Consider the following 24,301-nt stretch of genomic DNA (forward strand, 5'->3'; position numbering starts at 1 on the left):
AGCCATGAGAAAGTTACTATACATTTTAATAGCCTTGCCTTTATTTGCAATCGCTCAGACACCGAGTCAAAATCAAAATTATATTCTAACGACTACTTATCAAAAAGGTTATGTAAAAGGTCAAGAGCAAAATGCTACAGATATAGAGAAGATTTCTTCAATACAATATTTAGATGGCTTAGGAAGGCCTATACAAATGGTTGGTGTAAAAGCCGGAGGCCAATCACAAGACATCATTAATTTTATAGAGTATGATGTTTTGGGTAGACAGGCTAAAGACTATTTGCCTTATACGGCAACGAGTAATGGTGGCGCTTATAGAACCAATGGCTTAAGTGCTACCAATAGTTTTTATAATATTGCTAAGTATGGTAATACTTCAAATCCATATTCAGAGAAACATTTTGAGAACTCACCTTTAAACAGAATAATTGAGCAAGCAGCACCTGGCGGCACTTGGTTATTAAATAAGAGTAGCAATTCAGACCATACCATAAAGTTTGACTATAAAACTAATACAAGTTCAGATGTAAAGAAGTATTCAGTTGGTTTAGTATATTCAAGTACAAATAAAATCTATACACCAACTTTAAATGGAGGTTCATTAAATTATGGAGTAGGTGAATTGTATAAAATGATCACTAAGGATGAAAATTGGGTAAGTGGTACAGATAGAACAACCGAAGAGTTTAAAGATAAGCAAGGTAGAGTTGTATTAAAAAGAACTTATAATAGTGGTGCCCATGACACCTATTATGTCTATGATGATTATGGTAATTTAACTTATGTGTTACCACCTAAAGTTATACATGATAGTAGCATCTCAAGTACAGAGATGTCAGAATTATGTTATCAGTATAGATATGATGATAGAAACAGGTTAGTAGAAAAAAAGATACCCGGTAAAGGTTGGGAAAATATAGTTTATGATAAACTAGACAGGCCGGTAGTAACTCAAGATGTTAAGCAATCGCAAAATAATGAATGGTTGTTTACCAAATATGATGCTTTTGGACGAGTTGTAATGACTGGTAAGAGTTGGGATAATGCGACAAGAAATGCTGTTCAAAGTTGGATAGCGAGCAGTTACCCAAAAAACACTAATACACGGCAAAGTTCAGCATATAATGTGAATGGAGTTAGTGTTTATTATGACTATAATCAAACCTATCCTGGTGGGGGTTCCGAAGAATTACATACAATAAATTATTACGATACCTATACTGATGTATTACCTACAGGATTATCAAATACAGTTACAACATATTACGGTTTAACAAGTAGTTCAAATGTTAAAGGATTAGCTACGGTATCAAAAACCAGAGTTTTAGATGTTTCACCAACAAAGTGGATTATTACAGTAACTTATTATGATGACAAAGCACAACCAATTTATGTTTATACCAATAATGAATATTTAAATACTATAGATATAGTAGAGAATAAATTAGGTTTTGACGGTAGAGTATTAGAAACCAAGACAACTCATAAGAAAACGGGCAAAGCAGATATAGTCACTATTGATCGATTTGAGTATGATCATGCTGGTAGATTGTTAGTTCAAACACAAGATATAAGCAATGCTGTATCTAGACGATTAGCAAAAAATAATTATGACGATCTTGGTCAATTAGAAAGTAAATTAGTAGACAATGGTACTCAAGATGGGTATAAAGATATTGTAGGGGTTTCGGTAAGCAATGATATAATTACCAAAACAGCTGGTAATGGTTGGGGAAGTGGTGGCTTGGCAACCAAAGGTAATTTCTCTGGAGACGGTTACATAGAGTATCAAGTTACTTCTACAAACGCAAGATTGATGGTTGGTTTGTCAAATACCAATAGTAATGCTCATTATAATTCGATAAGGTATGCTATTTATAATACAGGGAGTAGCACAGTTTATGTCTATGAATCTGGAAGTTATAAAGGTAATTTTGGGTCATTTACTACAAACGATGTTTTTAAAGTGGAGCGTATAGGTAGTACAGTAAACTATAAAAAGAATGGCGAGGTTTTTTATACTTCTACAATATCTTCAACAGGTACTTTATACGGAGATGCATCTATTTATTATACCAATAAACAGATAAAAGATCTAAAAATAGTAGATAATACTAAAGGCTTACAAAAAGTAGATTATAAGTACAATGTTAGAGGTTGGTTGACTAAAATTAATAATACCGCTAGTTTAGGTACAGATTTATTTGCATTAAAAATAAATTATGATGATGTAGATCATGGAGCTACAGAGCTTTATAATGGTAACATCTCAGAAATTGAATGGCGTACCAATAATGTAGATGATAATAGTCTACACTGGTATAAATTTCAATACGACGCATTAAATAGAATCACCAATGCTACAGATAATCTAAATAGATATAGTGTAAATACAATAAGCTATGATAAAAATGGTAACCTACAAACTTTAAAACGTTTAGGGCATAAAGTTGCTAATCCCAATAGACTTTATAGTTCGCATTTTGGGATAATGGATAACTTAGATTATAATTATTATCCAAATAGTAATAAGTTACAAAATGTACAAGAAGTATCTGGAGGAAATACGACCTATGGTTTTAAAAATGGTGCTTATAACTCAATAGAATTTGGCTATGACGCTAATGGCAATATGACCCAAGATTTAAATAAGGGCATCTCAGCTAATGGTATTACATATAACCATCTAAATTTACCAACACAGGTTACTATAGATGGTCAAAATATTTCGTATGTTTACGATGCTTTAGGAGGTAAATTACAAAAAACAGTTGGCAGTACTACTACAGATTACGCAGGTAATTATGTGTATGAAAATGGTAATCTGCAGTTTTTTAATCACCCAGAAGGGTATATAACCCCAAGCGGAAGTTCTTTTAAATATATACACCAATACAAAGATCATTTAGGTAATGTACGCTTAAGTTATAATGATGCTGATGGTAGCGGCACAATGAGTTCTTCTGAAATTATAGAAGAGAACAACTACTATCCTTTTGGCTTAAAACATAAAGGGTATAATACAGTTGTTGGTGCTGGTGGGAATAGTGTGGCACAGAGATGGAAATTTGGGGGTAATGAACTGCAGGAAGAATTAGATTTAAACTGGTATGATATTACAGCTCGTAATTATGATCCTGCTTTAGGTAGATGGATGAATTTAGATCCATTGGCAGAGCAAATGCGTAGACATTCGCCGTATAATTATGCGTTTGATAATCCTGTGTATTTTATTGATCCTGATGGGATGGCACCCGAAGGACCTGAAAGTGTAATTTTACCTATTGAATATGAAAAACCAGATTGGTTGAAAGGTATAGACCTCAGTTCTTTTACCATGCCATCAGCTAAGGAAGAACCAGATAGTGAAGAGAAATCAGAAAAGAAAGATGTAAGCGAATTATCTACAAGTGATAAGGGAGTCGACTTTATTAAAAGTTTTGAAGGATTTGAAAGCGAGTTATATAATGATGCAGCTGGTCATGCTACGATTGGGTATGGACACCTATTGCATAAGGGTAAAATAACAAAAGAAGATAAAGAGGGAGAATACGGAGACGGAATAACAAAAGATGAAGCTACAGAACTTCTAAAAAAAGATATCAGTAGAGTCTCTGAGTCAGCTATTAAATCTAATGTTACTGAAAAATTATCTCAAAATGAGTTTGATGCACTATCTGCTTTTGTTTTTAACGTTGGTGGTGGAGCATTTAAGAAATCCACACTATTAAAGAAAGTTAATTCAGGTAATGCCACAAGTCAAGAAATAACAAAGCAGTTTGTTAGATGGAATAAAGCTGGAGGAAAGGAATTAAAGGGTTTAACTAAAAGGAGAAAAGCTGAAGCGAAAATTTATACTACTGGAGAATATAATAACAATTAGAAAATGATTAAAATATTAAATAAAGTTTCATTTATGATTTTGATGCTAGTCGTAATAGCATGTTCGTCAATGAAAGAAAGTAATAAAGAAAAATCAATTTATGGAAATTGGTATGTTTATAAGCATAAAGCAGGGTTTATTACTGAGTTAACAACAAAGGAAGCTGACAAATTCGTTGGAAAAGAGGTTAGAATTGATGCTAGCGGTCATATTTCCGTATTTAACGAAACAGCAAAAGGATGTCAGTTCAATGAAAAGAGGATATCATCTGAAGATTATTTTGACACATTTAAAGTTGATTATAAAGCAATGGGTATAAGCGATAATGAAACTATTTTATATTCATTTATATGCCCAAAATCAGAAGTAAACAATGAAACTGCATCTTTTGATTTTGTAAAAAATGGTGATGAGCTTATTTATAACACAGGAGGTTTCTTTTTCTATTTTAGAAGAAAAACAAGTTAAGATGTTATGAAAAAAACTTTTCTTCTTTTTATTACGGCTGCATTTTATTTTAATTGTTTTGCTCAAAGTTCTTACAATTTTATTTCTGATTCAACGATAAATGTTACCCCTTTTTGGAAGAAAGGATTAACCAAAAAATTTAGCTATTCTAAGAGTAAATATTCATTACCTTACGGAGCTGAAGAATTAAGAAAAATAGATTCAATAAATTATTTAGCAAAGTTTGAAGTTCTTTCTTCCGACAAAAAAGAATATAAAATAAAATGGTCACCATTAAAAAAAGGCTTAAAACCTGATAAAATAGAGATGTTAAAATCTTTAATTTATAAAACTGATAACTATGGTGAAATTGTGGAGTATGAGAATATTGAAGAAGTTAAAACTTTTTGGCACAATTCAATAAACTCTTTTTTTAATGAGCATTATAACAACAATATTGAAAGAAACCTTAAAAAAGTATTAACTTCAGATCAAGTTGTTGAATCATATTTTTTACCTCCAATTAATATGTTACATCAAATTATAGGATTTCAATATAAAAGACAGGGAGATAAATTTAATGATATTGACCTTATTGATTTGGGTATTATTAAAGATACTTTAAATACAAATGAACATTATTTTTTTACAGATGTTGATAAAGAAACAATGAGTTTTGTTTATCATCATAATACAAGTTATGATAATGAAAGTTCATTGAAGTTTTTCAAAAATTTAAATAGAGGCATTTTTCAAAATAAAAACGCAGATTCTTTTTATTTAGATAAAAAAACTGACGTTAAGCTTTCTACAATAATCTTTTTTGATCTAAAGAATTGTTTACCCAGAAAAATAATTTTTACAAAAGACATTAAGTTGTTTGATAGTAATGATACAATAATTTTAAATTACTTAGAAAAGCATTATATTAAAGAGATTTAAATTTGTCTAAACTCTCAACAGCAATCTTCACCGATTGCTGTTTTTTTTATTCAATAATAGAAATACTATTTTTTCACTTGTTTTTTGATACTGTACTTTTTTGAAGTGCTTGTTGTTATTTTGGTTATTTGATAAAAAGTAATTGTGAATCATTATGTTGGTACTGGGCTAAATTAGGGGTTAATTAATTTTTATAATCTAAAACGTTAACAATAAGCAATTTATAAATTTTACTTTTTGTTTTTCGTCTAAAATTTATCCATGCTTGCTTAGTTAAAAGTTTCTTAAGGTACTTTATTTAAGCTTTGTCAAAAGTAGCTGGTACAGAATAGTGGTTGCGAAATCTAAGCTATTCATTAGAAAAATAAAGCCATTTATTTTTAAAAAGTACGCTCAAATTAAATGAGCTCTTCACTAATTGTCTCATTTAGTTTATTTGTTGTTTAATTTTTAAAACAATGAACTGTAAAAGGTGCAATAATAGATGTATTAAAAATGGTTTTCAGTACAATGATCGTCAAAGGTATTATTGTAACAACTGTGGTTTACATCAACAGAAAGAATACAGCTATAAAGCATATCTGCCAAAAACAAATACTAAGATTGTAAAACTGTTGGTAAATAGTTGCGGTATAAGAGATATTTCTAGAATTCTATCTATTTCAAAAACCACTGTATTAGATAGAATACTAAAAATTGCTAAAGACTTTCGTTGGCCAGTGATCTATGAGTATGATCAGGTTTATGAGGCAGATGAAATGAATGTAAAAATGAAAGGATATGATCGTTACGCTATTTCTTATATTATTAACAGAAGAACCAAGAAAGTAATTGGTTTTAGTATTGGTAATAAAACAGCAAATAATTTACACTCAATGATTCATAATGTACTTAGCCTAAAGCCTAAACGTATTTATACTGATAAATTAAAAACATATCAAAGTTTAATACCTAAGCAAATTCACAGTACAAGAAATTACCAGACCAATACAATAGAAAGGTTTCATTTAAGTATTAGAACTCATTTAAAAAGATGTTCTAGAAAGACAATTTGTAGTTCTAAAAGCAACAAAGTTTTAAAGGCAATTCTAAAGATTTATTTCATTGCTTTTAATGCAAATTATTTTAGTAAAACTCAAGATTTTTCAGTAAATTTAACCTGTTGCTAAATTTATTAATTACCTAATCTTTACCCATATTTTTTAGAATTTAAATCTTATAAAAATGAAAAAATTTATATTCATTTTTCTATGGGTGTTTTTTGTGCTTGCTTGTGAAGAAATTATTAATGAAGAAAATATTTCAAACAATGTGGTTATTGCTGTTGCACCTATCGAAAATACAGCACTTAAAACAGGTGAACAAATAAATTATAACTGGCAGAGTGTAGTAGGTGCAAGTAATTATAAGCTACAGATTGCAAGCCCTAACTTTGGTAGTACTACGCAAGTACAATTAGATACTCTAATTCCAACTACCTCTTTTTCAATTGATTCTTTAAAGTCTGGCAGTTACGAATGGCGTGTAAGAGCGTTAAATAGCGCTTTTTCAACATCTTTTACAACAAATGGTTTTACTGTAGAAAAATAGTAGGGTATGAAGAACAAAAAGAACATTTATTTTTTACTACCAGCTGTTTTAATCATTTGGGGATTGTTAGGTTACCGCATTTTTTCAACAGTACAACCCAATAATACCAGTAATAATCTAACAACTTCTCAAGTAGTATTTAAACCAAATGAGTTTAAAGAGTCTAAACCATTTATCGTTAATTTAGATTATAGAGACCCATTTCTGGGAACTACAGCAACGGTTAAAAAAACTAAAAACAAGCTTAAAATAAAAGCAAAGCCCCAACCGAAAAAGCCATTTCCTCAAATAGTATATAAAGGAGTTGTATCTGGTACTACTAACCAAGTGTTCATTATTAGTATTGATGGGAAGCAGTATTTTTTTAAGAAAAATCAAATGCAAAACGAAATCAAGTTAATTAGTGGAACTTCAAAATCAGTTTCATTGAAGTTTCAAGGGCAACAACAGATATTTCAGATAGCTAAGTGATTTAACAACAAACAACATGACAAAACTCTTTGACATAAAATTAAAAGCGGGGGCATTACAATACGTCATTTTTATTTCTGTAGTGATTGCTTTATTAGTTTTTACTTTTATAGGGTTAACTTTTGTAAATCAAAAACTGAAATTAAAAAATGTTGTTTTTGCAGAAGTTGTATCACACAATGATTTCACGTTTCAAAAACTAAAAAGTGAATCTAATCTAGATTTAAAAGAGCCCTTAACTGAAAATGGAATTTCCACTAGTTTTAGAAAAAAACAATGGGGTGTCTTTGATGTACTTTCAATTACCACTAAAAAAGGAAAAGAAGAAGTAACCAAAACAGCATTTATAGGGGGCAATCAAAAAGAAAAACCAGCACTCTATCTGCAGGATATGAATCAACCTTTAGTAGTTGTTGGAACTACCAAAATAGAGGGTACTACTTTTCTACCTGAACAAGGCGTGAAGCAAGGTTCAATCGCTGGGCATTCTTATATAAATAATAAGTTGATATTTGGCAATATCCTTAAGAGTAATGCTCAATTAATAAAATCACACACCCTAGAAAAGTTACAGCAATTTAAAGATTCTATTCTAGCTCAATCTGATACTAACTTTTTAGAATTACAAGAAAACCTAAAAATTATAAACGCATTTAGCAAACCCGCTTTAACACTAAGTGTTACATATCCGCTTGATTTGAGATCAATAAATATTACTGGAAATGTTATTATTCAATCAACCACCAAAATAACAATCCATAAATCAGCGAAATTAAATGATGTTATTTTAATAGCGCCAGAAATAGAAATAAAGGATAAAGTAATAGGCAGTTTTCAAGCTTTTGCTCATGAAAAATTAATAGTTGGTAAAGATGTAAAATTAAATTACCCAACAGCACTAGTTCTTTTAGAAAAGAAAGAATCAATTATAACTCATAATCAAAATAGAGAAAATTTCAATCAAATAATGATGGGAGAAAAATCAATAATAAAAGGAATAATAGCTTTTTTATCAGAGAATATCGAAGGAAACTATAAACCACAAATTGTAATTGCAGAAAATGCTGAAATTTTAGGAGAAGTTTATTGCAATCAAAATATTGAACTAAAAGGAACTGTAAAAGGCAGTGTTTATACCAGAGCTTTTATTACAAATCAATATGGTTCAACATATATGAATCATATTTATAATGGACAAATTTTAAATTCAGAATTACCTGAACAATATGTGGGCTTAGGCTTTAAAGACTCAAAACGAAACGTGGCAAAATGGGTGTATTATTAAAACATATTTCAAAGAAAATAAAAGGATCTACTATGGTAGAAGTGTTGATAGCTTCTATACTTATTATTATAATTTTTGCGATAGCTTCTTTGTCATTAAACAATGTTTTTAAATCAACTATTAAAAATAACAGTAGAGCAATAGAAGCAGAACTAAATAAAATTCAATACCTGTATCAACATCAAAAAATTACAGATAAATATCAAGATGACTTGGGGGAATGGGAGTTTTCAATTAGTAGGCAAAAAGAGAATCGGGCTTTTTTGCAAGCAAAAAACGCACAAACCAATAGAACAATAACCAGAGAATTGATAAATGAAACCCTTCAATAAAAAAATAAAAGCATTTACTATTTCAGAAATGCTAGTTGTGCTTATCATTTCTAGTATAGTGGTTGGTTTATCATTAACAGTTTTGAATTTGGTTCAGAAACAGATGAATACTATAAAGAACACTTATGTAAGTAATACAGAAGTACGCTTATTAGAAAGGACTTTGCTGCAAGATTTCAATAGATATAACTTGTTTTACAATAATTATACTAATGAGTTAATAGGGTTTTCCATAAAGGACACTGTTGTTTATAGATTTACCCAGACACAGGTAATAAGAAATCAAGATACATTAGGTGTATATATTTTTAAAAGTAATTTTTATTTAGATGGAAATAAAGTTGACAGAAAATCAATTGATGCGGTCGAATTACAATTATCAAAACAATTTCCTGGGAAAAAATTATTTATTTCAAAAAATAAGGATGCATCTTTTTATATGAATACAAATGGCATTTAATTTAGAGAACATACAAGAGCAAATTAGTACGTCTAAAAGTTTTGATCTTGATAAACTTTTAAAAACAGAGATATCTTTTGGTAAATCATTTACTAATAAAAAGAAAGAAGCTTTTTATACAGAATTGAGTGTGCTTTTAAATGCAGGGATTAGTTTAAAAGAAGCTCTATCATTAATTGCTAACGAACAAAAAAAGAAAAAAGAGAAACAATTATTTCAAGGTATCATAGATGCAATTTTAATAGGTAGTAGTTTTTCTGATAGTATTAAAAAGAACAAAGACTTTACAGAATATGAGTATTACTCATTAAAAATAGGTGAAGAAACGGGGACATTACAAAAGGTAACGAAGGAGCTAGGATTATTTTTTAAAAGAAGAAATGAGCAAAAAAGAACAGTACTTAGTGCACTATCTTATCCTATTGTGGTGCTAATTACTGCTTTATTAGCGGTTTTATTTATGTTGCGGTATGTAGTACCCATGTTTGCAGACATTTTTAACCAAAATCAGGTTGAGCTGCCTTGGCTTACTAAAATGATTATAAAAAGTTCAGCGATCTTTCAACAATATTTCTGGCTTTTAACTTTATTTATGGTAATACTTTTCATTCTTAGAAAACTGGTATCAAAAAAAATATGGTATAAGAGTTTTAGTTCTAGATTTCTACTTAAAATTCCATTTGTAGGTGAATTATTACGCAAAATGTATGTGGGTCAATTTACCCAAGCTGTTGCACTATTGACTTCAGCCAAGGTACCAGTATTAAACAGTGTCCAGCTCACTAAGAAGATGATTGATTTTTATCCACTTCAAAATGCCCTTTATGATGTCGAAGATGATATTTTAAGAGGTAAAAATTTGAGTGAAAGTTTAAAAAAGCATGACGTATTTGATAGAAAAATGATTTCTCTTATAAAAGTTGCAGAAGAGACAAATCAAAATGAATTCATATTTGAGCGATTAACATCTCAGTATAATGAAGAAATACAATATAAGTCTAAAATGCTAAGTACAGTTCTAGAACCAGTGATTATCATTTTCTTAGGAGCTCTAGTGGCTGTTATTTTGATTGCTATGTACTTGCCAATGTTCACGCTGAGTTCAGTTTTGGGATAGAAGTCGAAATAAATTTGTTATTTTTTCAATTTTTCCTAACCTTTATAGTCATATAGGAGTTTCTTACTGTTACATTATGCTTAAAGCAACCTTAGCTGATAAAGGTATTGTTATTGATATTCTTTTAAAATCATTTAACAATAATCAATCCATCAATTTTGTTGTAAAACAAGATAGTAAAAGAGAAGACCGTATTCGCTTTTTAATGGATTATTCCTTTTATTATGCTACTCATTTCGGTAACGTTTTCTTATCTGAAGATAAAAAAGCTTGTTGTTTGCTATTATATTCAGACAAAAAAGAAACTACTCTTCAATCATTGAAGTGGGATATTAGACTTTTCGTTAAATCCATTGGACTAAGAAAACTTAGACAAGTACTAAAGAGAGAGAACGAGCTAAAAAAGTATCATCCTAAAGAACCATTTATCCATCTTTGGTTTATAGGGGTAGACCCTGATTTTCAAGGCGAAGGTATAGGGAGTGAATTACTAAAGCAGGTTTTAAACTATTACAAGTTGTCTAAAAAATCTATTTATTTAGAGACTTCGACATTAAAAAATATTCCTTTCTATAAAGAATTTGGTTTTATTGAAATAGGTAAAGTTTCTAATCTGGGCTAAACACTATATGTAATGGAAAAGAAAAATTGAAAATATGGTTTTTGGAACAGAAATGCATTGGATAACATTTGTGATTATTGTATGCCAAATTTTAATTTTGTTTTATCAGTTTATTCATTATTTAACTAAACCTCAAGATAAGTCGAGATTACGATTTTTACTTTTTACTATTGTATTTCTACAGTATAATTTTTTTTCAGGCGTTTTGCCTGATTCACAGATTAACATCAATCTTATATTACAAAATGTTATAGCATACCTAGCTGGTGTTATATTAGCCTTATATTTTTTGTATTACATCTATAAAGAGTTTCATATAGTGCCATATAAATATTATGATTTAAAATTTTTAGCAGGGCTATTGCTCTTTCTACTAATTTTTGCATTTGCATTACCATACTATGTTACTAACGATTTAAACTTTTCGAGAATAGTATTTATGGTACTTCCATTATTATTAAGTATTGCATATGTACTGAGAACTTTTATAGAACTCCTTAATAAGTATGATGGAGTATCGTTAGGCGACGAAATTAAATCACATTTTAAATCTAGAATATTGGCCTCGCATATAGGGTTGTTGTCATTTTTTGCGTTGCCAATTATGGTTTTCATCGGTGATTATCAAATCATAGAACAACCATTGGTAAATTTTGGTTTTTTTTGGATGGCTGCTACTTATGTTAAAAATTCAATTTTTCAGGATAGAATGGAACACCAACTTCTTATTAGGTATAAGAAAGAATTAGAAAAGGATACTATTTCAGAATTTTTTATCAACTATAACCTTACTAATAAAGAAATAGAAATAGCGAGCTTAGTATTAAAAGGGTATAAGTATAAAGAAATTGCAGACGTAATTTTTATAACAGAAAAAACGGTTGGTAAACATGCGTCTAATATTTTCAAAAAAGTTAATGTTAAGAATAAAGAATCTTTTATAGATATCTTTAACGATAAGAGTAAAAATGATTAATACGTATTAAAATACGTACTATTTTTTAAAAGATTACCTTTTAATTTTTCATATTTGGCTTAATGAAAATTTAAAAATTGCTATGAGATAGAATTACCTTTTTTAAGAGTATGAGTTCATTTTCTTCTCTCCTTTATATAACTCATTTAAATAATTTTATTTTTCTATTTACACTTATTAATTAGTATAACTTAAAATACTTTTTAGTTTGTATATAGTTTTTCTGGTATTTCAGTGAAAATATTCTCCCCCTTTTTCACTTCGTAGCATTTCATTTTAGTATTAATTTAAAACTAAATGAATGACGGAAGAATATTTTCGTAAGGGGAGAAATTACGAAGTTTTAATACGTAGAGCATTTAATTGTGAAAAAGGAAGAAAATACGGAGCTGATTCAGAATTATATCTTCAATTGGTAAAGTTAGAGTTTGAAGATCGTAAATCTATCACGTATCGTTATCGTTTCCAAAAGTTAAAAAATTATTTAGCCAAAGCTTTGAGTAAATTGAGAAAGAGAAAGCGATACTTTAATTCAGATGATGAGTTTTCAGTAATACTTTTTAAACTAAATAAGGCTGAAAACGTAAACGATTTAGCCAAAATTGCAAGCCTAGGTTTAGCTAAGATCATTGAGTGTGAGAATCGTTTGAGAGAGAGTGGATAGGCACTCAAAATATTAATAATTTTTCACCATTTATTAGAAAAACTTAACTGTTTATTTCAAAAAGTATCACTCAGATTTTTTTCAAAAAAATAACCTATTAGAATCTTTTAATTTCGGTGACTTGTAAATCAATTTACTCAACAACCACAACTTAAAATTTCTATAATGAAAAAATTATTTACTACTCTTTTTTTGGTTTTTAGCTTATTAGTTCATTCACAAGAAGTTCCAAAAATTATACCCGCAAACCCAGAAGTTGCAGCTTTTGGAAAACACATGGATATGCCAGTAGGAGTTGAAACAGGTGTTCCTAATATTTCTATTCCTTTAGTAGAACTCAAAGGAAAAGATATCAATGTGCCGGTTTCACTAAGCTATCATTCAGGGGGTATTCGCGTTAATGAAATAGCTTCGCGTGTTGGCCTTGGATGGAATTTAAATGTAGGAGGAGCAGTAACTAGAAGTGTTCGAGGTAATCCTGATGATAGTAGTGTTGGGTATTTTAACCCATTGTTTACTGTACAAGAGTTTAAAGACATGAATCATCAACAGAGAACAGATACGGTATTTTCATATAAGGTTGAAAATTTTGATTTAGAATCAGATATATATTCTTTTAATTTTTTAGGGCAAAGTGGCAAATTTTTTTTTAGACAGATACCCGGAGGAAACAAAGAGTTAGTTATGGTTCACAAAAAAGATGTGAAGATTGAAATTATTGGGAGTCAAAAAATTCTGGGCTGGATTATTACTGATGCAAATGGAATAAAATATTATTTAGGGAAGTCTAAAGATAACTCTAGGGAGTCCATTAATACATCTACAACGTATTATCGATCCAATGGAACTTTTACAAATCTTCCAACTCTAGCAATGAATAATTATACTTCTGCATGGCAGTTAATGGAGATAGAAACTCCCAATGGAGAATTAATTACATATAATTATTCTTCACCTACGGGAGCATTCTACACAAATTTAGCTAGCCAAGATAGGTATTTGACTACTGGGACTATTGGAGAGCCTGTCAAGTATGTACGTAATGAAGATTATTCTAGAAGACTAACATCAATTTCTAGTTTACTTGGAAGGATAGAATTTGTTTATGATAATATTCAAAGACAAGATTTAAAATTAGATTATGCACTAAAAGAAGTAAAACTACTAGATGATCATAATACATTAATTGATGCCTACAAATTAACACATGGTTATTTTATATCAACTACAAACAATAATCCTGTTACTCTTTTTGGAGATTTAGATCAACGAAGAAAACGACTGTATTTACAAACTGTTAAGCAAACTATAAATAATGTTACTAATAAAGAATATGCTTTTGAATATAATACCACAAATATTTTACCAGATAGGTTTTCGTACGCTCAAGATTTTTGGGGTTTTTATAATGGCGAAAATAATAGTGTTTTTTATCCTACTGTAAAATGGAGAACTGGGTCTGGGGTTTTAACATATATAAGTGGTGCAGAAAGAAGAGTAAATGAAAGTTATGCCAAAGCATGTATGCTTAAAAAAATAATATATCCTACTGGTGGTTCAGTGGAATTTGAATTTGAATCTAATAGAGTCTTTAATTTACCTTTCTTTGGTACTACAGATATGGTAAGTCAAGTAATCGAATCCTTAAGTTCAGTTGGACTTCCTGACAATATTTATCAAAAAATATTCACTGTAAACCTAGATAATTATCCAGGTGGCCTTGCATGGTTTGCAAATCTTACTTCGAACTGTACCAACCCTAATGGTTTTGATTGTCCAAAAGCTAAAATATATGAATATGATAATTCAACTTCTCAATATGTTTTATTATCACAAACAAATGGTCAAGATTTACAACAGGATATAGCTTTATATAAAACTAGTGGCACAGTACAACTGAAAATAGAAATAATTGACTTTTCCAGTATGGGAGGTGGTGGATTCGGTGGAGGAACACCAAATGATGTAGTAATAACTGTCTCTGGTTATACCTTGCCACCTAACTCTGGTGTCGGTTCGTATACAGGTGGTTTAAGAGTGAGTAATATAAAAACTAAAGATAGTGACGGTACAATTGTTCTAGAGAAAGATTATGAGTATACCAAATTTTCAAATACTAATGAGTCAAGTGGCTTTGCGTTAAACCCACCAACATTTATATATAAAAATGTACCTAATTGTCATAATTCCCTTATTGGAGATAAATTAAGCTCAAATAGTATTTTTGCATTAACAAGTGGTAGCCCCTATACTACTTTTTATACTAATGTTACAGAATTATTAGATAGTGGTAACGGTGGGAAAACTGAGCACACGAATAAGTTTGAATTTGATGGTCAAGAGGTTCAAACTAATGTTTTTGTGAATGGTGGCGATGGAGGAGATGAAGGGGTCAATACCCCAGCACATGATTTTGCACATCGTAGAGGGTTGCCGCTAGGAGTTAAGCATTTTAATTACGATTCAGGAATTTTTAACCCAAAGCAAGAAAACGCCAGTATATATAATCATGGAGGCAAGGAATATGGCAAAAATTTTGTTTTTATGCAAGGAGAATGCCATAAACCTGCTTGGGCTGAATATACAACTCATGGCGAACGATATTTTAAAACTCAAGATGTACAAAAAGTGTATGATGGTTCCAATACTTTAACCCAAACGACAACTTATACCTATGATGTAGGTTACTTTGGTCGTTCTTTTCCTATAGAAACCAAAACTACGGTTAGTGATGATGATCCTATAATAACAAAGACATATTATCCCGACGATGTAACATCTACAAGTTCATTGGGCTACGACGCACTGACGTCTTCAGAAAAATCTGCGATTGATCAATTAAGGACAAAACATCGTATTTCAGAACCTATTCAAACGGAAAGTTATAAAGATTTGGATGATGATGGTGTAGCTGAAACTAATGAATTATTAAATGTACAGCGTACCAATTATAATAATAATACTAACCCTTTACCCAAAGACATCCAAACTTTAAAAGGAGTTTATAATAGCAGTACGAATAAATTGCAAGACCGAGTACAATTTCATAGTTATTATACAAATGGTAATATAAAAGAGATCAGTAAAAAAGATGGCAGTAAGATAGTTTATATCTGGGGTTATAATGAGCAATTCCCCATAGCAAAGATCGAAAATGCTACCTACTCAGAGGTATCGAGTCAGGTTTCGAATTTACAGACAAAATCAAACAATGATAATGACAGAACCTTTGGTACTTCAGGAAATGAAGGTGCTTTGCGGGCGGCATTAACTACGTTGAGAAATACTTCAGCACTTTCTGATGCTTTAGTTACTACTTATACCTATGATCCATTAGTAGGGGTTACTAGTATGACAGACCCTACAGGTCAGACGGTCTATTATCATTATGATGATTTTAATCGATTAGAAATGGTAATAGATAAAGACAATAAGGTATTGAGTAAGAATGCATATAACTATAAAAACTAACAGAGCCATGAGAAAGTTACTATACATTTTAATAGCCTTGCCTTTATTTGCAATCGCTCAGACACCGAGTCAAAATCAAAATTATATTCTAACGACTACTTATCAAAAAGGTTATGTAAAAGGTCAAGAGCAAAATGCTACAGATATAGAGAAGATTTCTTCAATACAATATTTAGATGGCTTAGGAAGGCCTATACAAATGGTTGGTGTAAAAGCCGGAGGCCAATCACAAGACATCATTAATTTTATAGAGTATGATGTTTTGGGTAGACAGGCTAAAGACTATTTGCCTTATACGGCAACGAGTAATGGTGGCGCTTATAGAACCAATGGCTTAAGTGCTACCAATAGTTTTTATAATATTGCTAAGTATGGTAATACTTCAAATCCATATTCAGAGAAACATTTTGAGAACTCACCTTTAAACAGAATAATTGAGCAAGCAGCACCTGGCGGCACTTGGTTATTAAATAAGAGTAGCAATTCAGACCATACCATAAAGTTTGACTATAAAACTAATACAAGTTCAGATGTAAAGAAGTATTCAGTTGGTTTAGTATATTCAAGTACAAATAAAATCTATACACCAACTTTAAATGGAGGTTCATTAAATTATGGAGTAGGTGAATTGTATAAAATGATCACTAAGGATGAAAATTGGGTAAGTGGTACAGATAGAACAACCGAAGAGTTTAAAGATAAGCAAGGTAGAGTTGTATTAAAAAGAACTTATAATAGTGGTGCCCATGACACCTATTATGTCTATGATGATTATGGTAATTTAACTTATGTGTTACCACCTAAAGTTATACATGATAGTAGCATCTCAAGTACAGAGATGTCAGAATTATGTTATCAGTATAGATATGATGATAGAAACAGGTTAGTAGAAAAAAAGATACCCGGTAAAGGTTGGGAAAATATAGTTTATGATAAACTAGACAGGCCGGTAGTAACTCAAGATGTTAAGCAATCGCAAAATAATGAATGGTTGTTTACCAAATATGATGCTTTTGGACGAGTTGTAATGACTGGTAAGAGTTGGGATAATGCGACAAGAAATGCTGTTCAAAGTTGGATAGCGAGCAGTTACCCAAAAAACACTAATACACGGCAAAGTTCAGCATATAATGTGAATGGAGTTAGTGTTTATTATGACTATAATCAAACCTATCCTGGTGGGGGTTCCGAAGAATTACATACAATAAATTATTACGATACCTATACTGATGTATTACCTACAGGATTATCAAATACAGTTACAACATATTACGGTTTAACAAGTAGTTCAAATGTTAAAGGATTAGCTACGGTATCAAAAACCAGAGTTTTAGATGTTTCACCAACAAAGTGGATTATTACAGTAACTTATTATGATGACAAAGCACAACCAATTTATGTTTATACCAATAATGAATATTTAAATACTATAGATATAGTAGAGAATAAATTAGGTTTTGACGGTAGAGTATTAGAAACCAAGACAACTCATAAGAAAACGGGCAAAGCAGATATAGTCACTATTGATCGATTTGAGTATGATCATGCTGGTAGATTGTTAGTTCAAACACAAGATATAAGCAATGCTGTATCTAGACGATTAGCAAAAAATAATTATGACGATCTTGGTCAATTAGAAAGTAAATTAGTAGACAATGGTACTCAAGATGGGTATAAAGATATTGTAGGGGTTTCGGTAAGCAATGATATAATTACCAAAACAGCTGGTAATGGTTGGGGAAGTGGTGGCTTGGCAACCAAAGGTAATTTCTCTGGAGACGGTTACATAGAGTATCAAGTTACTTCTACAAACGCAAGATTGATGGTTGGTTTGTCAAATACCAATAGTAATGCTCATTATAATTCGATAAGGTATGCTATTTATAATACAGGGAGTAGCACAGTTTATGTCTATGAATCTGGAAGTTATAAAGGTAATTTTGGGTCATTTACTACAAACGATGTTTTTAAAGTGGAGCGTATAGGTAGTACAGTAAACTATAAAAAGAATGGCGAGGTTTTTTATACTTCTACAATATCTTCAACAGGTACTTTATACGGAGATGCATCTATTTATTATACCAATAAACAGATAAAAGATCTAAAAATAGTAGATAATACTAAAGGCTTACAAAAAGTAGATTATAAGTACAATGTTAGAGGTTGGCTAACTGATATTAATAATGTAAACAGTTTAGGTAATGATCTATTCACTTTTAACATACGCTATGATAATCCAAATTCTGGTACAGCTTTATACAATGGTAGTATTAGCCAGACCTACTGGAGGACTAAGAATACAGACCAAAGTTTACGAAATTACCGTTATACTTATGATGCATTAAATAGAATTGTTAAGGCTCAGGGTAATGTAAGTAGTTATAACTTATTTAATATTCTATATGATAAAAATGGTAATTTAACTAGACTATATAGAAATGGACATTTGAATGCCAACGCTACCTCATTTGGGTTAATGGATGCTATTTTGTATACATATGAGACTAATAGCAATAAGTTGAAGAAAGCTCAAGATTTTGGCAACGATGATTATGGATTTAAAGATGATCATGCCTATAGTACTGAGTATACATATGATGCTAATGGTAATATGAAAATTGATAGAAACAAAGGGATTACTAATATTAACTACAACCATCTAAATTTACCTACTCAAGTGACAATAAATGGTCAAAATATTAATTATATTTACGACGCAATAGGAGGCAAAATTAGAAAAACAGTTGGCAGTACTACCACAGATTACGCAGGTAATTATGTGTACGAAAATGGTAATCTGCAGTTTTTTAATCACCCAGAAGGATATGTAACCCCTAACGGAAGTTCTTTTAAATATATTTACCAGTATAAAGATCATTTAGGTAATGTACGTTTAAGTTATAATGATGCAGATGGCAATGGTACTATTAGTACTTCAGAAATTATAGAAGAAAACAACTACTATCCTTTTGGCTTAAAACATAAAGGGTATAATACCGTTGTAAATAGTGGTGGGAATAGTGTGGCGAACAAGTTTAAGTATAATGGGAAGGAGTTGGAGGAAGACTTGAATTTCAACGTGATGGATTATGGCATGAGAAGATATATGCCAGACTTAGGACGTTGGATGAGTACGGATGCATTAGCTGAAAAATATGAATCAGTAAGTCCGTACAATTATGTACTTAATAACCCTATCAATGCAATTGATCCTGATGGTAGGCTTGTCATTTTTGTAAATGGACTTTTATTTGATGAAGCATTGGGTTATAAAACTATCGGCTTTTCTGGGGGCAAATATGTTGGACATTATGCATATCCTCCTCCAAGAAACTTCTTTTATGATCAAGAACCCACAATGTTTGGACAAAGGGTTCAATATTGGGGGGCAACAAGAACCATAATAAATGAGCATTATGATGATTATAATAATATTTTCATAAATGCTACAGATGATTTTACTTCTCAAGCGTCTGATAGATATGCACAAGGTAAGACAAGTGGTTTAGAATTAGTAAGTAAATTACAAAACGGTGAAATAGAATTAGCTAATGAAGAAACTATAAAAATTGTTGGGCATAGTCAAGGAGCTGCATTTGCTGCAGGAATGTTGTCAGCCTTAGCAGATAGTGAATATGCATCTAGAGTAGAATTAGGGTTGTATTTATCCCCACATCAACCAGGAGATTTTGAACATCCAGAAGGTATTGCGGGTGCTCAATTCTCAACACGCTCAGATTGGGTTTCTTCTGGAGCACCAATTGGAAAAGCAGATGGTAAGCATATTTTAAAAGAGTTAATGAATGTATTTAATGGAAGTTCAGAGTTAAAAGAAATAAAAGGAGTAGATTTTCTGTTTATAAGACCAAACCATAAAGGTGGTAAAGGAGGTCATAATATTGAAACTTGGAATGATATTTTAAATAGAATATCCGATTTCTTAAAGAAAGATAATGAAAAAAATTAAGAACATATTTAAGGCGCTAGTTTTAATGTCTTTACTATATAACTTAAGTTGTGTTAAAGATCTTACTAATGTTGAGAAAGGTTGGAATCCATATAATAAAGACGAAATTTTAATTTTTAAGTCATCTGAAAATGAATTAGATTCAATTAGAATAAATGAAATAGTAGATGACGCGATTTCTTCTGGACCTACCCCAAAATTATACAGAAATACTCATTTAATTGTTTATGGGAAGAAATTAAAACTTAAGAATAGTAAATTCTCCACAAAAAGTATTTTAGAAATATCATCAAAAACTCCTGAAAAACCTTCAGAGGTAAATTTTACGTTAGGGTTTTATAATGCAAGATTTGCAGGCTGGGGCTTAAAAATTGAGGATTTAATCAATTACCCAACTATTTCTATTTCAACTAAGGCAGGAAAATTTGATGATGTTATAAAAGTTAAACCTGTTATATTTCGACCAGAAAGAGAGAATGCTGTTGAGACTTTATATTGGAGTAAAAATGAGGGTTACATAAAGTACGAAAGAAAAGATGGTTTGACATGGGAGTTAATTGAAAAAATTTCTCCATAAAATAAGTTCTACAATAATATATCAAACAGTAATCTTTACCGGTTGCTGTTTTTTTATTAAATAGTGTAAATAATCTTTTTTCACTTTATTTTTGATAGGGTGCTTTTTTGAAGTGCTTGTTGATATTTTGGTTATTCGAAAAAACAGGAAAAACACTCCATCAGAAACAGGGTTTTTCCTGTTGACTAATATGTATTCGTGAACATACCTTAGTTGATTATCTAAAATACCCTACTAACCTAAACTCTTTTTATGAAAGTCAATTATGATTTAACCTCTTTAGAAATTAATGAAGCTATTGTCCACGATATACCAAGAAGAAAAAAAGATGACTTTAGTGTAGAGCCCACTTTTAGTGAACAAACGAGCCTATTAAACGATGAACTTAAAATTTTCTTTAAGGAGAATATTATTAAAGCTTTAGGACGAGACAAGTCTTTCAAAATAGTGTATAATGAAGAAAGAGAATCTCCAGTTCATAATTGCATCAATAATATTTTAAATGGGAATGAAAAATTTGTAGAAGAATCTAAAAAAATAGGACGTCACTTATTTAGTATACAGAAAGGGTATAATTCTGCAGGTATATTATTTATACTTAGATGCTTACTTTCAAATCATAGAGTGTGCATTATTATGAAGTTAGAGAGAGATGATGGAGCGATGATAATAATGAAGAAGGAGAAGAAAGAGATTATAAAACAACAGTAAAAGTTTATCCTAACCCTGTTCGAGAAAGAGGTGTTATTGAGTTTAATAATGACAATTTCAAAGGCGAAAGAATAGTTGAGTTATATAACCATATGGGGCAAAGAGTTGGTATCCTTTCTAAAAAGAGGTCAGTTAATTCTTATGGCCAGTTAGAGTATAATGTTGATGAATATAAAAACGGATTATATTACCTTGTGATTTATGAAGGTAAAAATATTTATAGGAAAAAGATATTTATTAAAAAATAAAATTAATCTATATCCACAAATAAAAATCCTAATTGTATAAATAGTCACCAAAAGCATCTCATATCCGAGATGTTTTTTTGTTTTTGAGTATAATTAAGTGCTAAAAATTCAAATAACGTAGTTTTGAATTCAAGTTTTTGTTTACATATTGATCCAATACTTTTATGTCTGAGTTTGTAAATAATTGATGGTTGTTTTTATTTATTAAATTATTTAGTAATTTATTTTTTTGAAGAATAGCTTTTGTTTGTTTGGCAACGGCTAAACCAGAATCTATAATTGTTACTTGCTTACCTATTATCTTTTTTATTTTAGAAACTAAGAAAGGATAATGACTGCACCCCAACACCAAATAATCAATATTTTCTTCTAACATTGGGTGCAGATATTTTTTTAATAATAAATGCATTTCACGACTATCCAATTTCCCTTTTTCAATTAATGGCACCAAACCTTCTCCAACCTGTTCAATAACAGTAATATTAGATGCAAACTTACTTGAAGTATAATTAAATAATTCGCTAGATAATGTTCCCTTTGTAGCTAAGATTCCGATGGCGTTTGATGTTGTTTTTAAAGCTGCTGGTTTAATTGCAGGTTCAATTCCTATAAAAGGCACATTATAATTATCACGTAAATAAGATATAGCATTAGTAGTGGCTGTATTGCAAGCAACAACAATAACCTTACATCCTTTTTGTAGAAGTAATTCAGTATTTTTAATACAAAGGTTGATAATCTCTTGTTTAGATTTTTGACCATAAGGAGCATTCTTGCTATCAGCTAAATAGATAGTATTCTCGTATGGTAAAACAGAAATAATTTCTTTCCAAATAGTAATACCACCAACTCCAGAGTCAAAAATACCTATAGGTTGATTATTCATAGATAGCAAAAATAAAAAATCCCGCTTTTTAAAACGGGATTTAGTAATAAGTTTTAAAAGCTTCTATTAGATACCTAACTTAGCTTTTACAGCAGACATTAAATCTTCACCTTGGTAAACTATTAACCCTTTACCAGGAGAGGCGTCGAAGACATATTGAACTCCTTTTTCAGCAGCAACATCAGCAATTGCTTTTTGAGCTTTTTCTGCTATTGGTTTATACAGATCAAATTCTTTTTTCTGTAACTCTTGCTGAGCTGTTTGTGCATAAACTTGTAGTTTCTTTTGAAGATCTTGAACTTCCTTACCTCTTTTGGCATTTTCAGTGTCAGTTTGCGTTGAAGCTTCTGCATCATACTTCTGTAACTTTGCTTGTAAAGCACTACCTTGAGATTTATATTCTGTATCGTAAGTCTGTGCAATTTTTTTAAGTTCCTCTTGCATTTGCTTAGTTTCTGGCATTGCAGCAACTAAAGCTTCAGTATTAATATGTGCTATTTTAGACTGTGCATTCACTGCCGTAAATCCTAAAAATAATACACCTGCTAATAATAGTGTTTTTAATGATTTCATTTGTTTTAAGTAAATTTATTAATATTAATTTTTGTTATTGTTTTCTTTTTCTTTTTTACGTTTTTCTAACTCTTCAAGCCTTTTTTTTCTTTTCTCTTCTCTAGCTTTAATAAGCTCTTGACGTTTTTTCTCTTTAGCTTCCTTAGCTAATCTAGCGCGTTCTAAAAGAGCAGCGCGTTTAGCCACTTTAGCACTGTCTAACTTCTTTAAAGCGACAGTATCTTTAACTCTACTTGGAGTAGTAATTGCTGTTTTCTTTATTTCAGTTATATCTCCACTCTTTTCAGAGGTAGTTATACCTTTTACTTTAGCCTCACGTTCTTTTCTACGACGTTCAATTTCTTCTAGTCGTTTTTTCCTTCTTTCGTCTGCAGCTTTTTTTAATGCTTCTCTTTTTTGAGTTTTAGCTTCTTGCTGCTGTTTTATTCTAGCCTGTAAAGCATCATTCTTGGCTTCTTTTATTTCTGCTTTAGTTTCTAAGGTTTCTTCTAATTCAGATTTAGACTGTAAACGTCCATTTCTTTTTTCTTCAATAGCTTTTACTTTTCTACCTTTTACTATTCTATTCAGAACTTGCTCACTAACATCAAATTTGCTGTTTGTATATAACATGATCAAATCACTAGATTTATCAAGGATCATATCATATTTTCTTCTAACAGCTATCTCTTGAACTGCATTATAAATCTGATCTTGAACAGGTTTTACGAGTTGTTTCCTTAATAAATACAAATCGCCAGTAGGGCCAAAATATGCTGTTTGTAAATTTTTTAGGTCTAATTCTTTAATCTTAATATCTTCTTCACGTTCTTCAATCAAATCTGATGTTAATAGAGCTTTTTCATTAGTCAAATCTGTTTTTAAAACTTCAATTTCACGTTTAATATCATCTAGTTTTTTTTGCCAGTCTTGTACTTTAAGATTTAGTCTTGATTGTGCATCGGCATATTCAGGAACATTCTCTAATATATATTCCATATCTATATAAGCAATCCGTTGAGGCTTTTGAGCTGAAACGGTAAGACCCATTAATAAAACAGAAATAATTAGAATATTACGAATCATGATATTGAATT

20 protein-coding genes and 1 pseudogene are annotated in these 24,301 nt (G+C 30.5%); 18 read left to right on the top strand and 3 right to left on the bottom strand.

What is annotated here, in order from left to right; translation table 11 throughout:
- Positions 1 to 4: 4 nt before the first annotated feature.
- From AC3IF2_RS00765 to AC3IF2_RS00850, 18 genes and pseudogenes are all read left to right on the top strand, one after another.
- Positions 5 to 3,886: a DUF6443 domain-containing protein gene (locus tag AC3IF2_RS00765; RefSeq protein ID WP_489165098.1), complete on the top strand. Its 3,882-nt coding sequence runs from the start codon at positions 5 to 7 to the stop codon at positions 3,884 to 3,886.
- A 3-nt stretch (positions 3,887 to 3,889) separates the two neighbouring features.
- On the top strand, positions 3,890 to 4,354 hold the full coding sequence (locus AC3IF2_RS00770) for a hypothetical protein (RefSeq protein ID WP_489165099.1): 465 nt from the start codon (positions 3,890 to 3,892) through the stop codon (positions 4,352 to 4,354).
- 6 nt (positions 4,355 to 4,360) lie between these two features.
- Complete coding sequence (locus AC3IF2_RS00775) at positions 4,361 to 5,275, top strand: hypothetical protein (protein ID WP_489165100.1); 915 nt, start codon at positions 4,361 to 4,363, stop codon at positions 5,273 to 5,275.
- Positions 5,276 to 5,733: 458 nt separating this feature from the next.
- The gene (locus AC3IF2_RS00780) at positions 5,734 to 6,444 is read left to right on the top strand and encodes an IS1 family transposase (RefSeq protein ID WP_489165101.1); all 711 of its coding nucleotides are present in this window, start codon (positions 5,734 to 5,736) and stop codon (positions 6,442 to 6,444) included.
- 55 nt (positions 6,445 to 6,499) lie between these two features.
- Positions 6,500 to 6,865 (top strand): hypothetical protein, encoded by a 366-nt coding sequence (locus AC3IF2_RS00785; RefSeq protein WP_489165102.1) that lies wholly within the window; start codon positions 6,500 to 6,502, stop codon positions 6,863 to 6,865.
- 6 nt (positions 6,866 to 6,871) lie between these two features.
- Positions 6,872 to 7,336 (top strand): hypothetical protein, encoded by a 465-nt coding sequence (locus AC3IF2_RS00790; protein WP_489165103.1) that lies wholly within the window; start codon positions 6,872 to 6,874, stop codon positions 7,334 to 7,336.
- A 16-nt stretch (positions 7,337 to 7,352) separates the two neighbouring features.
- The gene (locus tag AC3IF2_RS00795; RefSeq protein ID WP_489165104.1) at positions 7,353 to 8,621 is read left to right on the top strand and encodes a hypothetical protein; all 1,269 of its coding nucleotides are present in this window, start codon (positions 7,353 to 7,355) and stop codon (positions 8,619 to 8,621) included.
- On the top strand, positions 8,606 to 8,953 hold the full coding sequence (locus AC3IF2_RS00800; protein WP_489165105.1) for a hypothetical protein: 348 nt from the start codon (positions 8,606 to 8,608) through the stop codon (positions 8,951 to 8,953). Before AC3IF2_RS00795 ends, AC3IF2_RS00800 begins: the two co-directional genes overlap by 16 nt.
- Positions 8,937 to 9,413 (top strand): PulJ/GspJ family protein, encoded by a 477-nt coding sequence (locus tag AC3IF2_RS00805; RefSeq protein ID WP_489165106.1) that lies wholly within the window; start codon positions 8,937 to 8,939, stop codon positions 9,411 to 9,413. Before AC3IF2_RS00800 ends, AC3IF2_RS00805 begins: the two co-directional genes overlap by 17 nt.
- A complete protein-coding gene (locus AC3IF2_RS00810) occupies positions 9,403 to 10,530 on the top strand; it encodes a type II secretion system F family protein (RefSeq protein WP_489165107.1) in 1,128 nt (375 codons plus the stop codon). Before AC3IF2_RS00805 ends, AC3IF2_RS00810 begins: the two co-directional genes overlap by 11 nt.
- 76 nt (positions 10,531 to 10,606) lie before the next feature.
- Complete coding sequence (locus AC3IF2_RS00815; protein WP_489165108.1) at positions 10,607 to 11,152, top strand: GNAT family N-acetyltransferase; 546 nt, start codon at positions 10,607 to 10,609, stop codon at positions 11,150 to 11,152.
- A 34-nt stretch (positions 11,153 to 11,186) separates the two neighbouring features.
- Positions 11,187 to 12,128 (top strand): helix-turn-helix domain-containing protein, encoded by a 942-nt coding sequence (locus AC3IF2_RS00820; protein ID WP_489165109.1) that lies wholly within the window; start codon positions 11,187 to 11,189, stop codon positions 12,126 to 12,128.
- Between the two features lie 301 nt (positions 12,129 to 12,429).
- The gene (locus AC3IF2_RS00825) at positions 12,430 to 12,792 is read left to right on the top strand and encodes a hypothetical protein (RefSeq protein WP_489165110.1); all 363 of its coding nucleotides are present in this window, start codon (positions 12,430 to 12,432) and stop codon (positions 12,790 to 12,792) included.
- Between the two features lie 165 nt (positions 12,793 to 12,957).
- On the top strand, positions 12,958 to 16,263 hold the full coding sequence (locus AC3IF2_RS00830; RefSeq protein ID WP_489165111.1) for an RHS repeat domain-containing protein: 3,306 nt from the start codon (positions 12,958 to 12,960) through the stop codon (positions 16,261 to 16,263).
- Between the two features lie 7 nt (positions 16,264 to 16,270).
- Positions 16,271 to 20,230: a DUF6443 domain-containing protein gene (locus tag AC3IF2_RS00835; protein WP_489165112.1), complete on the top strand. Its 3,960-nt coding sequence runs from the start codon at positions 16,271 to 16,273 to the stop codon at positions 20,228 to 20,230.
- Positions 20,217 to 20,807, top strand: a complete 591-nt coding sequence (locus AC3IF2_RS00840) for a hypothetical protein (protein WP_489165113.1) — start codon at positions 20,217 to 20,219, stop codon at positions 20,805 to 20,807. The genes AC3IF2_RS00835 and AC3IF2_RS00840 overlap by 14 nt, the downstream gene beginning before the upstream one ends.
- Before the next feature lie 252 nt (positions 20,808 to 21,059).
- Positions 21,060 to 21,518, top strand: a complete 459-nt coding sequence (locus AC3IF2_RS00845) for a nucleoid-associated protein (RefSeq protein ID WP_489165114.1) — start codon at positions 21,060 to 21,062, stop codon at positions 21,516 to 21,518.
- An 11-nt stretch (positions 21,519 to 21,529) separates the two neighbouring features.
- Positions 21,530 to 21,766 (top strand): annotated as a pseudogene (locus AC3IF2_RS00850) (T9SS type A sorting domain-containing protein); the annotation flags it as partial.
- A 100-nt stretch (positions 21,767 to 21,866) separates the two neighbouring features.
- Here the strand turns inward: AC3IF2_RS00850 and murI are convergent.
- The 3 genes from murI to AC3IF2_RS00865 all read right to left on the bottom strand — a co-directional run bounded on the left by murI (position 21,867) and on the right by AC3IF2_RS00865 (position 24,290).
- Positions 21,867 to 22,652: a glutamate racemase gene (gene murI / locus AC3IF2_RS00855; RefSeq protein WP_489165116.1), complete on the bottom strand. Its 786-nt coding sequence runs from the start codon at positions 22,650 to 22,652 to the stop codon at positions 21,867 to 21,869.
- A 66-nt stretch (positions 22,653 to 22,718) separates the two neighbouring features.
- Complete coding sequence (locus tag AC3IF2_RS00860) at positions 22,719 to 23,225, bottom strand: OmpH/Skp family outer membrane protein (RefSeq protein WP_489165117.1); 507 nt, start codon at positions 23,223 to 23,225, stop codon at positions 22,719 to 22,721.
- 24 nt (positions 23,226 to 23,249) lie between these two features.
- Positions 23,250 to 24,290, bottom strand: coding sequence for an OmpH/Skp family outer membrane protein (locus AC3IF2_RS00865; RefSeq protein ID WP_489165118.1), 1,041 nt, complete (start codon positions 24,288 to 24,290; stop codon positions 23,250 to 23,252).
- Positions 24,291 to 24,301 lie beyond the last annotated feature (11 nt).

Source organism: Maritimimonas rapanae, from assembly GCF_057837205.1.

Bases quoted from the DNA above. Each gene is read 5' to 3' on its own strand.
- AC3IF2_RS00765 (WP_489165098.1), top strand. From the start codon at position 5: ATGAGAAAGTTACTATACATTTTAATAGCCTTGCCTTTATTTGCAATC.
- AC3IF2_RS00805 (WP_489165106.1), top strand. From the start codon at position 8,937: ATGAAACCCTTCAATAAAAAAATAAAAGCATTTACTATTTCAGAAATG.
- AC3IF2_RS00830 (WP_489165111.1), top strand. From the start codon at position 12,958: ATGAAAAAATTATTTACTACTCTTTTTTTGGTTTTTAGCTTATTAGTT.
- AC3IF2_RS00835 (WP_489165112.1), top strand. From the start codon at position 16,271: ATGAGAAAGTTACTATACATTTTAATAGCCTTGCCTTTATTTGCAATC.
- AC3IF2_RS00860 (WP_489165117.1), bottom strand. From the start codon at position 23,225: ATGAAATCATTAAAAACACTATTATTAGCAGGTGTATTATTTTTAGGA.
- AC3IF2_RS00770 (WP_489165099.1), top strand. From the start codon at position 3,890: ATGATTAAAATATTAAATAAAGTTTCATTTATGATTTTGATGCTAGTC.
- AC3IF2_RS00815 (WP_489165108.1), top strand. From the start codon at position 10,607: ATGCTTAAAGCAACCTTAGCTGATAAAGGTATTGTTATTGATATTCTT.
- AC3IF2_RS00840 (WP_489165113.1), top strand. From the start codon at position 20,217: ATGAAAAAAATTAAGAACATATTTAAGGCGCTAGTTTTAATGTCTTTA.
- AC3IF2_RS00820 (WP_489165109.1), top strand. From the start codon at position 11,187: ATGGTTTTTGGAACAGAAATGCATTGGATAACATTTGTGATTATTGTA.
- AC3IF2_RS00865 (WP_489165118.1), bottom strand. From the start codon at position 24,290: ATGATTCGTAATATTCTAATTATTTCTGTTTTATTAATGGGTCTTACC.
- murI (WP_489165116.1), bottom strand. From the start codon at position 22,652: ATGAATAATCAACCTATAGGTATTTTTGACTCTGGAGTTGGTGGTATT.
- AC3IF2_RS00795 (WP_489165104.1), top strand. From the start codon at position 7,353: ATGACAAAACTCTTTGACATAAAATTAAAAGCGGGGGCATTACAATAC.
- AC3IF2_RS00780 (WP_489165101.1), top strand. From the start codon at position 5,734: ATGAACTGTAAAAGGTGCAATAATAGATGTATTAAAAATGGTTTTCAG.
- AC3IF2_RS00810 (WP_489165107.1), top strand. From the start codon at position 9,403: ATGGCATTTAATTTAGAGAACATACAAGAGCAAATTAGTACGTCTAAA.
- AC3IF2_RS00845 (WP_489165114.1), top strand. From the start codon at position 21,060: ATGAAAGTCAATTATGATTTAACCTCTTTAGAAATTAATGAAGCTATT.
- AC3IF2_RS00825 (WP_489165110.1), top strand. From the start codon at position 12,430: ATGACGGAAGAATATTTTCGTAAGGGGAGAAATTACGAAGTTTTAATA.
- AC3IF2_RS00790 (WP_489165103.1), top strand. From the start codon at position 6,872: ATGAAGAACAAAAAGAACATTTATTTTTTACTACCAGCTGTTTTAATC.
- AC3IF2_RS00785 (WP_489165102.1), top strand. From the start codon at position 6,500: ATGAAAAAATTTATATTCATTTTTCTATGGGTGTTTTTTGTGCTTGCT.
- AC3IF2_RS00775 (WP_489165100.1), top strand. From the start codon at position 4,361: ATGAAAAAAACTTTTCTTCTTTTTATTACGGCTGCATTTTATTTTAAT.
- AC3IF2_RS00800 (WP_489165105.1), top strand. From the start codon at position 8,606: ATGGGTGTATTATTAAAACATATTTCAAAGAAAATAAAAGGATCTACT.